This is a genomic window from Sphingobacteriales bacterium (genome assembly GCA_016706405.1).
Classification (GTDB): Bacteria; Bacteroidota; Bacteroidia; order Chitinophagales; family UBA2359; genus BJ6.
In genome coordinates this window covers 1,032,631-1,046,204 of sequence record JADJJT010000002.1, presented here as the reverse complement: position 1 = coordinate 1,046,204, position 13,574 = coordinate 1,032,631, and the positions used below count along the sequence as shown (strand labels likewise).

General features: G+C 41.1%; 9 protein-coding genes. 4 read left to right on the top strand and 5 right to left on the bottom strand.

What is annotated here, in order from left to right; translation table 11 throughout:
• The first annotated feature begins 16 nt into the window (after positions 1-16).
• On the top strand, positions 17-1,921 hold the full coding sequence (gene hscA, locus IPI59_10475; protein MBK7527958.1) for a Fe-S protein assembly chaperone HscA: 1,905 nt from the start codon (positions 17-19) through the stop codon (positions 1,919-1,921).
• A gap of 29 nt (positions 1,922-1,950) precedes the next feature.
• Positions 1,951-3,237 (top strand): acetyl-CoA C-acyltransferase, encoded by a 1,287-nt coding sequence (locus IPI59_10470; GenBank protein MBK7527957.1) that lies wholly within the window; start codon positions 1,951-1,953, stop codon positions 3,235-3,237.
• A 128-nt stretch (positions 3,238-3,365) separates the two neighbouring features.
• Here IPI59_10470 and dnaK read toward each other — a convergent pair whose 3' ends face one another.
• The 5 genes from dnaK to IPI59_10445 form a co-directional block, all read right to left on the bottom strand.
• Positions 3,366-5,291, bottom strand: a complete 1,926-nt coding sequence (gene dnaK, locus IPI59_10465) for a molecular chaperone DnaK (GenBank protein ID MBK7527956.1) — start codon at positions 5,289-5,291, stop codon at positions 3,366-3,368.
• 312 nt (positions 5,292-5,603) lie between these two features.
• A complete protein-coding gene (locus IPI59_10460) occupies positions 5,604-6,035 on the bottom strand; it encodes a transcriptional repressor (protein MBK7527955.1) in 432 nt (143 codons plus the stop codon).
• A gap of 176 nt (positions 6,036-6,211) precedes the next feature.
• On the bottom strand, positions 6,212-6,538 hold the full coding sequence (locus IPI59_10455; protein MBK7527954.1) for an iron-sulfur cluster assembly accessory protein: 327 nt from the start codon (positions 6,536-6,538) through the stop codon (positions 6,212-6,214).
• Positions 6,539-6,589: 51 nt separating this feature from the next.
• Positions 6,590-7,009 (bottom strand): Fe-S cluster assembly scaffold IscU, encoded by a 420-nt coding sequence (gene iscU, locus IPI59_10450; GenBank protein MBK7527953.1) that lies wholly within the window; start codon positions 7,007-7,009, stop codon positions 6,590-6,592.
• A gap of 179 nt (positions 7,010-7,188) precedes the next feature.
• Entirely contained in the window at positions 7,189-7,986 is a 798-nt protein-coding gene (locus IPI59_10445) for a hypothetical protein (protein ID MBK7527952.1), read from the bottom strand.
• A 77-nt stretch (positions 7,987-8,063) separates the two neighbouring features.
• Between IPI59_10445 and IPI59_10440 the strand changes: the two genes are divergently transcribed.
• Complete coding sequence (locus IPI59_10440) at positions 8,064-8,174, top strand: 30S ribosomal protein THX (protein MBK7527951.1); 111 nt, start codon at positions 8,064-8,066, stop codon at positions 8,172-8,174.
• A 233-nt stretch (positions 8,175-8,407) separates the two neighbouring features.
• Positions 8,408-13,537 (top strand): gliding motility-associated C-terminal domain-containing protein, encoded by a 5,130-nt coding sequence (locus IPI59_10435; GenBank protein MBK7527950.1) that lies wholly within the window; start codon positions 8,408-8,410, stop codon positions 13,535-13,537.
• The last annotated feature ends 37 nt before the right edge of the window (positions 13,538-13,574 follow it).

Genomic DNA, 13,574 nt, shown 5'->3' with positions numbered 1-13,574 from the left:
ATAAAAAAATACCATTATGGCAAAAATAGCGATAGACATGAAAGGCGGCGAATTAGCCAATATAGCCCCAAGCATTAATCAAGATATAGTTATTGGCATTGACTTGGGCACTACCAACAGTTTAGTGGCCTACGTAAATGCACAAAATAACCAAGCACAAATTATAGCCCCAACCGCAGCAACGGCAGCAACAAACGAAACACAACAGTTAGTGCCATCTATAATTTATTTTAACCCCGGCAGTACCGAAATATTGGTAGGCATCGAGGCAAAACCCCATTTAATTTCTAACCCCGAAAATACTATTTATTCGGTTAAGCGTTTAATGGGAAAATCGTATGCCGATGTGCAAGATTTAACCAATACTTTGGGCTACGAAATTATAAACGATGATACTGACCGCTTGGTTAAAATTAGAGTTGGAAACAGATTTTTTACCCCTATTGAACTATCGGGGCTTATTTTGCAGCAATTAAAACAACGGGCAGAAGAAATGCTTAACTTACCTGTAACAAAAGCTGTAATTACTGTACCCGCCTATTTTAACGATGCCCAACGACAGGCCACCCGCGATGCCGGCAAATTAGCCGGATTAGACGTGTTGCGCATTATAAACGAACCCACCGCAGCAAGTTTGGCCTATGGCTTGGGAATAGACCCTGCCCAAACCCGAACTATTGCCGTTTATGACCTTGGCGGTGGTACTTTCGATATTTCGGTTTTGCGTATTGAAAACGGCATTTTTGAAGTATTAGCTACCAACGGCGATACATTTTTAGGCGGAGACGATATTGACCGCGCTATTGTAAATTGGTGGCTACCCGCATCCGGATTAAGCTCTGCCGACTTATCCAACAACAAATCGTTGGGACAGGCATGGCGCTTAGCTGCCGAGCAGGCAAAAATTGCCCTATCGGCCCAGCCACAATGGCAAGGAACAGTAAATGGCATAGCCCTACAATTAACCCAAACGCAGTTAGCCGAAATAGCACAGCCACTAATTAGCCAAACTATTAACTGTTGTAAAAACGCCCTTGCTGATGCTAAACTTACCGCAAACGATTTAAATGAAATTGTACTTGTAGGCGGCTCAACACGAATGCCCCTGATAAAGCAGGCTGTTGCTAATTATTTCAACCGACCTATACACGATGCGTTAAACCCCGACGAAGTTGTGGCCTTAGGTGCCGCTGTTCAGGCAAGTATTTTAGCAGGTGGCCGCAACGATTTATTACTGCTCGATATTACTCCGCTGTCGTTAGGCATTGAAACAATGGGCGGACTTATGGATGTGCTTATTCCGCGCAACAGCCGGATACCCATTAAAGCTGCAAGGCAATACACCACCCAATTAGATGGGCAAGCCAATATGCGCATTACTATTTACCAAGGCGAGCGCGATTTGGTGAGCGATAATCGCAAATTAGGTGCATTTGACCTTAAAGGAATACCCGCTATGCCCGCCGGAATGGCTAAGGTTGAAGTTAGCTTTACCATTGATGCCGATGGTATCACGCGGGTAGCTGCCAAAGAGTTGCGGTCGGGGGTATCGCAAAGCATAGAAGTACGGCCTCAATATGGTGTTACAGAAGAAGAATTGGCTACCATGTTGCTTGACTCGATAAAAAATGCAAAATCGGACATGCAAACACGTGCCTTGCGAGAAGCACAGGTTGAAGCGGAACAGCTAATTGCAACCGCCGAGCGTTTTATGGCAAAAAACACATCGCTATTAACCGAAGAAGAAATCAACGGCACAAAAACACATATAAAAAATCTTCAAACAGTGTTAAGCACTGCCCCTAAAGACGAGCTACATACCTTAATTGAAGCACTAAACCAATTTACCCGCCCATTTGCCGAACGACTTATGAGCAAAGCATTGACCGATGCCATGCACGGTAAAAAAATTACCAATTAACTAATTCGCTACAAACGAGCGCTTGAATTATGCTTAATCAAAAAGTAGTATTTATAGCCGGATGCCGTACCCCATTTGCCAAATCCGGAACCGATTTTGCCAACCTCACCGCCTACGATTTAGGACGCATGGCCACCAATGGCTTACTCAAAAAAGTTGGCATAGATGGTTCGGCTATTGATTTAACCATTATAGGAACGGTTGTTCATCAAATACAAACCAGTAATTTAGCCCGCGAAATAGCATTAGGAGCAGCTATTCAACCCAAATCACCTGCATTTACAGTTAGCTTGGCCTGTATATCGGCAAATATGGCCTTGTCTTTAGCCGCCGACCAGTTAATATTAGGAAAAGCCAAATTAGTAGTAGCTGGCGGCGCCGACTCGGTCAGCGATATTCCCATTCAAGTAGCAAAATCATTGCGCAGCAAACTATTAAAAGCTAAAAATGCCAAATCAACTGCCGATTATATTAAACTAATTGCCGGCCTTCGCCCAAACGACCTTAAACCACAAATACCCACTATTACCGAGTTTAGTACAGGTTTAAGCATGGGGCAAGATTGCCAAAAACTGGCCGACAAGCTGGGTATTTCGCGCAATGACCAAGATGCTTTTGCCCTTCGTTCGCACGAGTTGGCCTACCATGCTGCGCAATCCGGATGGTTAGATAACGAAATTACAGCCGTTCAAACGCCACCAAATTTTACCAATATTACCAACGACAACGGGGTTAGGGCGCAATTGCATCCGGAAAAATTAGCTGCCCTGCCATCTGCTTTTGCAAAACCTTATGGCAGTATAACAGCTGGCAATGCTTCCTTTTTAACAGACGGCGCTGCCAGTACTTTGCTAACAACCCAACATCAAGCTCAAACCTTTGGACTTAAGCCCTTAGCAGTACTAAGAGGCTATGTGCTTACGGCACAAAACCCGGCAACAGGCGAGTTGTTATTAGGCCCTGCCTATGCCATACCTCAGGTATTACAACAAACGGGGCTGCAAATAACCGATATAGATGTGATAGAACTGCACGAAGCCTTTGCCGCGCAAGTCTTGGCAAATATCCGGTGTTTGGCTAACGATACTTTTTGCCGCGACAACCTTAACCTTGCATCGGCTTTTGGCGAATTGCCAATGGATAAAATAAATACTTGGGGAGGCTCGTTAGCTATAGGGCATCCGTTTGGCGCTACGGGGGCACGATTGGTTAGTACCGCTATTAATCGTTTGCACCGCGAAGATAAACAATTTGCGTTGGTAGCATCGTGCGCTGCCGGTGGGCATGGCCATGCAATGATATGGGAAAGAATTTAGGATTTTTGAAACACGCATTTGTATCCGGATTAAGTGAGGATGGGGAAAAACAAAAGGCGAGGTCAATTTTATGATAAATTGCACTCGCCTTTTCTGAAAAGCTAATTATTTAATTATTTTTCCGGAGTTTATTTGTTGTCGCGTATTTCTTCGTATTCCACATCTTGAACATCTTCTGCTTTTTTTCCATCGGTATTATTGTTTTGCCCGTCATAAGACTGATGTTCGTTGCCACCTGCACCTGGGTTATTTTGCTGGGCTTGGTACATATCTTGCGAAGCGGCTTGCCATGCGTCAGTAAGGTTTTTTGTACCAACTTCAATGCCGTTAATATCTTGGTTAGCATGGGCATTTTTAAGTTGAGCTAGGGCATTTTCAATGGCACTGCGATGAGAGGCATTAATTTTATCGCCAAACTCGGCCAATTGTTTTTCGGTTTGAAATATTAAGGTATCGGCCTCATTAATTTTTTCAATTAGTTCGCGTGCTTCTTTGTCGGCACGTTCGTTGTTGCGCGCATCTGTTTTCATACGTTCTACTTCGTCTTTACTTAATCCGGTAGAAGCCGTTATTTTAATACTTTGCTCTTTTCCTGTGCCTTTATCTTTAGCCGTTACGCTTAAAATACCGTTTGCATCAATATCAAAAATTACTTCGATTTGGGGAACACCGCGTGGGGCTGGTGGAATATCGCCCAACATAAATTTACCGATTGTGCGGTTATCGCGCGCTAAGGAACGTTCGCCTTGTAGTACATGTATTTCAACAGATGGCTGGTTATCGGCTGCCGTTGAAAATGTTTCTGATTTGCGCGAAGGGATGGTTGTATTTGCTTCAATTAAGCGGGTAAACACGCCCCCTAATGTTTCAATACCTAAGGATAGAGGCGTAACATCTAAAAGTAATACATCTTTAACATCACCGGTTAGTACCCCACCCTGAATTGCTGCTCCTACTGCAACAACTTCATCCGGATTTACACCTTTATGGGGTTTTTTGCCAAAAAATTTCTCTACAACTTCTTGTATTTTGGGCATCCGGGTTGAACCACCTACTAATATCACTTCGTGAATATCGTTGGGCGAGTAGCCAGCATCGCGCAGTGCCAAGCGGCAAGGTTCAAGGGTGCGTTGTACTAAATGGTCAACCAACTGTTCGAATTTTGCGCGTGTTATCTTTTTCACCAAGTGTTTAGGCACCCCGTCAACGGCAGTTATATAGGGCAAATTAATTTCGGTTTCCAAAGATCCGGATAGTTCAATTTTAGCTTTTTCAGAAGCTTCTTTTAAGCGTTGCAAGGCCATGGGATCTTTGCGGAGGTCAATATTTTCTTCGGCTTTAAATTCGTTGGCTAACCAGTCAATTATGCAAAAGTCAAAATCATCTCCACCAAGGTGGGTATCGCCGTTGGTTGATTTTACTTCAAACACGCCATCGCCCAATTCTAAAATTGAAATATCGAAAGTACCGCCGCCAAGGTCGTAAACGGCAATTCGTTGGTCTTTGTGTTGTTTGTCTAAGCCATAAGCAAGGGCAGCTGCGGTAGGCTCGTTAATAATACGGCGCACAACCAAACCTGCAATTTCGCCGGCTTCTTTTGTTGCCTGGCGCTGCGAGTCGTTAAAATAGGCGGGCACAGTAATTACAGCTTCAGTTACCTCGTAACCAAGATAATCTTCGGCAGTTTTTTTCATTTTTTGTAGTACCATAGCCGAAATTTCTTGTGGTGAGTACATACGTCCGTCAATATCAACGCGAATAGTATCGTTGTCGCCGCGTACTGCTTTGTACGATACTTTTTCGGTTTCGCGGGCTATTTCGGAGTAGCGAGCGCCCATAAACCGTTTGATAGACATGATTGTATTTTTAGGGTTGGTTATAGCTTGGCGTTTAGCGGCATCGCCAATTTTGCGTTCGCCGTTGGCCAAAAAAGCCACAATAGAGGGGGTGGTACGTTTACCCTCGCTGTTGGCAATTACAATGGGTTCGTTGCCATCCATAATTGCTACACACGAGTTGGTTGTACCGAGGTCAATTCCAATAATTTTGTTCATTGTATAAATAAGTTGTCTTTTAATTACAAGATAAAATAGTTTGTTTTGCTAATTTTAATCAATACACATGCCAAGCCTAAATTTTGTGCAAATTTGGCAGGTTTTATCTATTTTAGGCAGATGGTAGTAGTATATTATAGACATTTTGACAGCAAGCCCTAAGTCAAATATAGCTATTTATAGTGTTTCATTTCCGGATATATCCAGAACAAAATGCAGTGATCATAAAAACAAGTCCGGATTAGTTGTTAGAATTAACCAATCCGGATATATTTTCAGAAAAATGCAGGCGTACTATATATTTACTTCGCACTAATTTGTTTGACATCTATTACATACGCCGCTAACTAAAAAGCGCACTGTTTTAAGTGTATAACCTTTAGGAAGATTGATGTTGGGAACAAACACTTGGTCTAAACAACTAACTGCATGGCAAACTTCACATTCAAAATGAATGTGGTTGTCGTAGTGGTGGTGTTCGGTACAGTCTTCGCATAGGGCGTACATAGCTGTGCCGGCAATATCGCGCAAGGCATGGATGATGCCTTTTTGTTCAAACGTATCGAGGGTTCTGTAAAGTGTTACGCGGTCAAACTGGGGCAGGCGTTTTTCTAAATCGGGCTGGCCTATTGCATGGGTAGCTTTTTGTAGTAATTCAACAACGGCTTTACGGCAATTGGTAACGCGCAAATTGTAAAACTGCAATAATTCAACCGAATTGAGTTGGGGCTTATGTTGTTGCATAACACTGAAATACTTATCTAACAGATGGGTAAAAGTTTAGTTTATATTATATTTATCTGCAACGCCATAAACTGCTGCGGATAAAAAAGAAATTCCGGATACACAGGTGTAGGCTTGGGCATACGTGCATCCGGAAGAAATAGTTTGAGTTTCAATTTTAATGCTGGGCTTTTTTACTAAACCGAAAAGCTTTCGCCGCAGCCACAAGTACGCGAGGCATTTGGATTTTTAAAATAAAAGCCCTTGCCATTTAAGCCACGCGAAAAGTCGAGTTCGGTGCCGTATAAATATAAAAAACTGCGCAAATCAATACAAATTTTAACCCCTTTGTCTTCAAACATTTGGTCGTCTGGTTGGTTTTCGTTGTCAAAATCCATTTTATAACTAAGCCCCGAGCATCCACCGCTTGTAATTGACACGCGCAAAAAATAATCGGTGGTTAGGTTGGCATTAGCTTTGAGGTTGGCTATCTGTTGTTTTGCTTCGTCGCTAATGGTAATCATGTTATAAAAATATTTATCAAATAAATTGAAAACAAATTTGCCCTATTTGGTTTAGTGTACAATTGAGGCTTCTTGTTCAATGGGTTCAAGGCCGTTTTTTACGCGGTAATCGTTAATGGCTGCGCGTATGGCATCTTCGGCCAGTACGGAGCAGTGAATTTTAACTGGGGGCAAGTTTAGCTCTTCAACAATATCCATATTGTCAATTTCTAAAGCTTGGTCAATGGTTTTGCCTTTAAGCCATTCGGTTGCCAACGAAGAGGAGGCGATTGCCGAACCACAGCCAAAGGTTTTAAATTTAGCATCGCTAATAATGCCTGACTCATCGTCAACTTCAATTTGCAGGCGCATAACGTCTCCACATTCGGGGGCGCCAACAAGACCTGTACCTACACTTTTTTTACTTTTATCTAAAGTGCCTACGTTGCGTGGTTGGTTGTAATGGTCAAGAACTTTCTCTGAATATGCCATAGTGAGTATAAAAATTTTAAATAGAATTATAATGAAAGAGCAAAATTACGGTTTTCTGAAATAAATAAACATTTTTTTAAGTGCTATGGTTCAAATTGAAGGCAAAAAAATATCCGGATACCGTAAGCAGCGTATCCGGATAAACAAATTGACAGGCAATTTTGAGTTGTTTATTTTCTTTATTTATATTCATCGTAGGGTATGAAGTCATAATCCGAGGTATCAAAAGCTTCCATATCAACTTGCCCAATTTTAAAATTTTTGACGGTAAAACTTACGGTTTTCTGGCCGTCTTTTGTTTTATAATTTCCCTCAAGAGGCATGCCGGGGATATAATGTAAATTGGCAAACTCGTAATAGGCGGGGTTCTCTGTCGAGCCACATGCCCTAAATGTAATATACAAATATAGAAAGTTTATAGGAATAATTTCGGCAATCCAAAGTTCGTAAAAAGCTTTGTTTGTTTCAATTGTGTATTGTATTGTTTTATAGCCTTCAATTTGTTTGATATTTTCGGTGCGGTAAATTTTTACTGTGGCATCGTTTGGTTGAATATTAGGCCGGGGCAGCAGCACTTTGTAGGCTTTCTTATTATAATGGTTCAACAAGGTAAACGAACTTTGCCTTCGGTTGTATATATAATGTTGCATATTCAGTCCGTCGGTTAAACGGCGCCTGCTCACATCCAAACCATAATCGTCTATATTAATACTTCTGATTTCGGAGTAATTATCCTCTTCGTGCAACGAATCGGTATGGGTAACCGTCATGTCAAAGCGGCCAATAAACTCGCTTTGCAGGGCCTGCATATTTTGTAATTCTTCAACGTTGGCAGTTATTTCGTATTTCACCAATTCTACTTGCGCATAAATAAAATTACTTCCAACACAACTTGTGGCCCACAGCAGGAAAAATCTGTAAAGCAACGACAAAACGGGCTTATTTTGTGTTATTTTTGTGCAAGTTTGTTGTCTCATCGTAAAAAAGTGGCTAAAATTACCTAACTTTGCCGGATTATGTTTATTTTTATCACCTAAATTGTTTTATAAATATTATGGGTAAAGGCGATCGTAGAACGAGACGCGGAAAAATTTGGAATGGCAGTTTTGGCAACAGCCGCCCAAAGAAAAGCAAGAAACAAACAAGTGCAGCAAAACCTGCCTAAAAATTTGCTTTTAATTTTAATAATTGCAAAGTACGTTTCGTTTTCTTTAATTGCTTATAAAGCGCAAATCAGATGCCAATTTTAAATTTAAATACCGGTTTGCGCTTTTCTTTTTTTACCCGTTTTTAAGACAATGATATTAAAAATAGTCACTAATTTAACTATTGTTATTATGGCAATACAGTAGTTTTGATAAATTAAATCAAATACAACATATTAAATATCAATCAAAAATGAAAAGGTTTTACATTTTTCTTTTTGCGCTATTGCTTTTACAACTTGCTACGCAAGCCCAAGTTTACCAAAACGAGTGGATAGATTACAGCAAAACCTACTACAAATTTAAAGTAGGTAAAAGTGGAGTTTACCGAATTCCATACACCACCCTTGAAGCCGCAGGGTTAAATGGCCTTAATGGAAACGGGTTTAGACTTTATGCACGCGGAGGCAAGGCAGTGCCTATTTATGTAACACAAACAGGCAAATTAACAAATAACGATTATATTGAATTTTATGCCACTAAAAATGATGGCAAATTTGATACCTATTTGCACAAAAATGCCAGCGAACAACTCTCGAACTTAAAAAGCCTTTTTACCGACACCTTAAGCTATTATTTAGTTTGGGACGTAGGCAGTAACGGTAGCTGGTATGCTAATGCCGACAACAGTATGACCGGATTACCTGCCGCCGAAAATTATTTTATGCACGAGGTATTGTCATTCAACAACAACGTACACTCATTAGGTGATGGCGTAAAAATTGCCGGCGCCAACTATTGGTATGCCGACTACGAACCGAACGAAGGTTTTTCGGGGCAATCAATTTTAGCCCCAAACAGTTTAGATTACAACATAAAAACACCAAAACGCTATACAGACGACCCAGATTTGTTTGCCAAACTTGAAACCAAAATTGTTGGCCAAACACATTCTATTTACTACAATCCCGACCACTTAGTTGATATTAGCGTTGGTTCGACCAAATACCAAACTGCCGAATTTGAAGGTTATAGCAGCATTGTAACTTCGTTAGTTGTTTTTATGACCGATATTAAAGACCTTACGAAAGTAAGTTTTAAAGCCTTAGAATTAGTAGGGCAAAATACTGATTATACCCAAAGTGTATCGGTAGTTTACAATAAACTTACCTACCCCCGCAAATTCGATTTTGACAACTCAAAAGTATTCAAATTTGCACTTGGCGACCAAAACGAAAAATACCTTGCCATTACTAATTTTGATGAAGGCACCACGCCGGTGCTATATGATTTAACCAATCAAATCCGGATGGTTCCGGTAATTTCCGGAGACACGCTTAAATTTCATCTTCCAAAGGGCAGTTTAATTGGTTTATCGCGCGAGTTGATACTGGCAAATACAAGCTCGACAACCTGCCTCGCCTCCTCTGACAATTGTTTTTTTATAGTTGATGAATTAAAAAATACGCAGTTTACCGATTACTCAAAAACCATAAATCAAGGCAACTATTTAATTGTTACCCACCCCAAATTGCGCCAAGGCGGCACTGATTACGTGCAAGAATATGCCGACTACCGCGCCAGCGCACAAGGCGGCTCGTATAATGTTGTTGTAGCAGATATAACCGAACTTTACGACCAGTTTTCGCAAGGTGTTGAAAAGCATCCTTTAGCTATCCGGAATTTTGTAAACTACGCCATTGATAACTGGTCGGCAGCTAATAAACCAAAATTTTGTTTGCTGTTAGGCAAATCCGTGGACTACGCAAAGTCAACTAACAGCCCCTCAGAGTATAACGGTAATTTGTTGCCTACCTACGGCAAACAACCCTCAGACAATGTATTGGTAGCCCGCAACGTTTGGCAATATACACCGCAGTTGGCAGTTGGGCGTATTAGTGCCAAAAACCCTACCGATGTTAAAAACTTTTTAGATAAACTGAAATTTTACGAAAGCCCCGAAATGTGCTCAGAAGAGGCCATGCTTTGGCTAAAAAAAGGCATACATATTGCCCTTGCTCACTTTGGCGATGACGATGAAGAGACCGAATACCTCGACTATTTAAACAAATTTAAACTCACTTACGAAGATGCTAAAATGGGGGGTAAAGTTATACAAACTTACTCGGCCAAATATGGAGGCACGTCATTTGCCGGACTTCAAAATTTAATAACCAACGGCGTTGGCCTCATAAGTTTTATGGGACACTCGCAAGGCCAATACTGGGACTTTAAAGTGCCCGAATTTAATAACCCCAACAAATATCCATTCATCATTTCGGCCTCGTGCTTTGTAGGTAATATCCACGATATTTATGCCTCGCCCTCAATGGCCGAAGACCTGACCTTGGCGGCAAACAGCGGCTGTATTGGTTTTTTAGGCACTGTATCGTTCGGATACCCTAAATATTTAGACATTTTTGTTGACAGTTTATATAATGAGTTTTGTAAAACAAACTACGCCCAACCAATGGGTATTTGTTTAAAAAATACCATTGATAAAATTTATATTAGCGACTCAACTGCTTCGAGCTACGATGGAATAAAGGCAACTTGCGAAGAATTTACTTTTGAAGGCGACCCTGGTTTTGTATTGGCAGGCTACGCCGCTCCGGATTACCATGTTGACAACGTACCGAATTCTCCGGATTTAGTAGTAAAAAATAACGACAACGGCGTTGTTCTAAGCCCACCATATATTGTATCAAAAGATGTAACAAGTTTAGAATTTATTGTAAACTATGCCAATTTAGGCCAAGCGGTTGATAAAGATATAACGGTAGTTGTAAACCGAAAACACCAAGGTAACACAACCGTAGCCGCCACAAAAACAATTGATGCAGCTTATTTTACCGGATCGTTTAATGTAACCATTGTAATAGACTCAAAAACTATGGGGGGCGACAATGAGTTTACCATTATTATTGATGCTGATGAAGCGATAACCGAACTTTGCGAAACAAATAACAAATTAGTGTTTAATATAAATGTACAAAACGATATAGATTGCTCGCAAGAGATAGCACCCAATATTTTACTTACCGACCTTGAATATTGCACCAGCGATGCCCCCGTAACTATTACAACCGATAAACCCGGCGGAATTTTTAACGGAACAGGCATTAGCGGCAACGAATTTAATCCGGGTGTTGCCGGCCCCGGCTCACATATTATTACCTATACATACACCAACCCCGATAATAATTGTGTAACAGCCGACAATATAACCATAAACGTTTCGAGCATACCAAGCAATGAGTTCACAGTAAAATCGCCCGATGCTTTTTTAGTAAATGGCGAGTCTATTTGCAAAACCACTGTACTAACCATTGAAGCAACCGATTACAACCCGTTTGCCACCTATACTTGGTCGTGGAATGGTGCTAACGCCATACCCTTGGGCAACGAAAAATACTCGGTAAGTTGGCTTACAGCCGGCATCAAAACGTTTTCGTTAAAGGTAAGCAATAGTAACTGCACCACCAGCGTAAAAGATTTTGTAGTAAACGTTGATGATGTTCTACCTGCTCCGGTAATTAATTGCGGTACGTCCACCCTTAGCTCGGTTAGCTTTGAATGGGCTGCTGTACCAGGTGCATCCGGATATTTGATTGACGTTGATGGCTCTATACAAACCATAGCCAATACAAGTTATACCATTACCGGATTAGCTCCTGCCGAAAGTAAATGTATAATTGTTACAGCGCTTGGCACTGGCAAATGTGGCAACAGCAAGCCATCTATTGAACAATGTTGCATAGCACAGGATTGCCCAATAAAAGATTTAAAAATTGTAGGCTTGCAATCTTCTTATTGTATTGACCAGCCGGCAATTACTTTAAGCGCTAACGAAGGAGGCGGTATATTTAAAATTGACGGCGTAGTAAACGATAAATTTGACCCTACCACCTTAGGTATAGGTTGTAAAACCATTACTTATGACCTTGTGGTAAACGATTGCCAATATAATGCTCCCTCTGTTTTGGTATGCGTAAACGACTTACCAAAGCCTACCATTTCGGGCGATACCTATTTTTGTGCCGGAGGCTCGGCAACCATATCGGTTAACGAAAACTATCAGTCGTACTTATGGTCAAACAGTGCCACCACAAAATCTGTTCAGGTAGCTAAGGGCGGCACCTATACCGTAACTGTTAAAGATATAAATGGCTGCGAAGCAAATGCCTCGTTTACCGTTGATGAAAAAACTATTGCCAAACCGGTAATTACTAATAAAGGCAAAGACATTTTATGTCCAGACGCTACTACCACTTTAAGTGTTGAACCAATTTATACGGATTATTTGTGGTCGGGTAACGCATCTATTGAACCCAATTTAACCGTAAAAAGTCCCGGAACCTACAGCGTAACCGTTCACGACAGCTTTGGTTGTGAAGCATCGGCAAGTTATACGGTTTATGGCTCAACAATTATTAAACCTGCCATTACCGCTAACGGCGAAACCTCGCCTCCAACTTATTGCACAGGCGATGTGGTAACCCTAAAAGCTACCGATGGATATGCTAAATATACCTGGTCTAACGGGGTTACCGGCAAAGAAATTACCATTACCGATAGCGGCACCTATACCGTTAACGTTGAAAATGCCGACGGTTGTCCCGAATCAAACAGCATTACCATTGTGTTTAATGCCCCCCCAACAGTTAAAATTGAGGCCAGTGCCTTACAAATTTGTAATGGAAACGAGGTTACTTTATCGGCACCAGGTGTTTTTGACGAAATAACCTGGTCTACCGGAGCAACTACTCCCAATATAACCGTTGATGAATCAGGAACTTACGAGGTTGAGGTGAAAACAGGCAATTGCACCGCAAAATCAAGCGCCACAATAACTGTTTTTGAAGACCAGCTAAGTAATTTATCGGTAAATGCCAATGTTGACTTGGTTTGCCCAGGCGATATTGTTGAATTAGAAGCAACCGGAGTGAATGTTGCAAAATCCTTCACTTGGGTGGGCAAAGAATTATTATATACTGACGGGCAAATTGTGCAAGCTAAACCAATATACGAAGGTTATTACACAGTTACCGTTGTTGACCAAAATGGCTGCTTTAAATCCGATTCGGTATTAGTAAAAATCGAAACAGATTGCGAGGTACCCAACGTTATTACGCCCAACCACGACGGGTTTAACGACAATTGGTATATACCCCAGGCCGCTGTATCAAGCCGTGTTGATGTTTTTATCTTTAACCGGTGGGGGCAAGAGGTTTACTCAAAGTTGGGATATGACAATGCAGATGGTTGGAGAGGCACCAATAAAAATGGCGATAAACTACCTCATGGCACCTATTATTATGTGATCAATATTACCGATAACGGCAAACATTCCATTAATGGTACAATTACCATCATTCAATAATATTTCAATAACTACATCTATATCTTACGCTTTAATG

Bases quoted from the DNA above. Each gene is read 5' to 3' on its own strand.
- hscA (MBK7527958.1), top strand. From the start codon at position 17: ATGGCAAAAATAGCGATAGACATGAAAGGCGGCGAATTAGCCAATATA.
- IPI59_10470 (MBK7527957.1), top strand. From the start codon at position 1,951: ATGCTTAATCAAAAAGTAGTATTTATAGCCGGATGCCGTACCCCATTT.
- dnaK (MBK7527956.1), bottom strand. From the start codon at position 5,291: ATGAACAAAATTATTGGAATTGACCTCGGTACAACCAACTCGTGTGTA.
- IPI59_10460 (MBK7527955.1), bottom strand. From the start codon at position 6,035: ATGCAACAACATAAGCCCCAACTCAATTCGGTTGAATTATTGCAGTTT.
- IPI59_10455 (MBK7527954.1), bottom strand. From the start codon at position 6,538: ATGATTACCATTAGCGACGAAGCAAAACAACAGATAGCCAACCTCAAA.
- iscU (MBK7527953.1), bottom strand. From the start codon at position 7,009: ATGGCATATTCAGAGAAAGTTCTTGACCATTACAACCAACCACGCAAC.
- IPI59_10445 (MBK7527952.1), bottom strand. From the start codon at position 7,986: ATGAGACAACAAACTTGCACAAAAATAACACAAAATAAGCCCGTTTTG.
- IPI59_10440 (MBK7527951.1), top strand. From the start codon at position 8,064: ATGGGTAAAGGCGATCGTAGAACGAGACGCGGAAAAATTTGGAATGGC.
- IPI59_10435 (MBK7527950.1), top strand. From the start codon at position 8,408: ATGAAAAGGTTTTACATTTTTCTTTTTGCGCTATTGCTTTTACAACTT.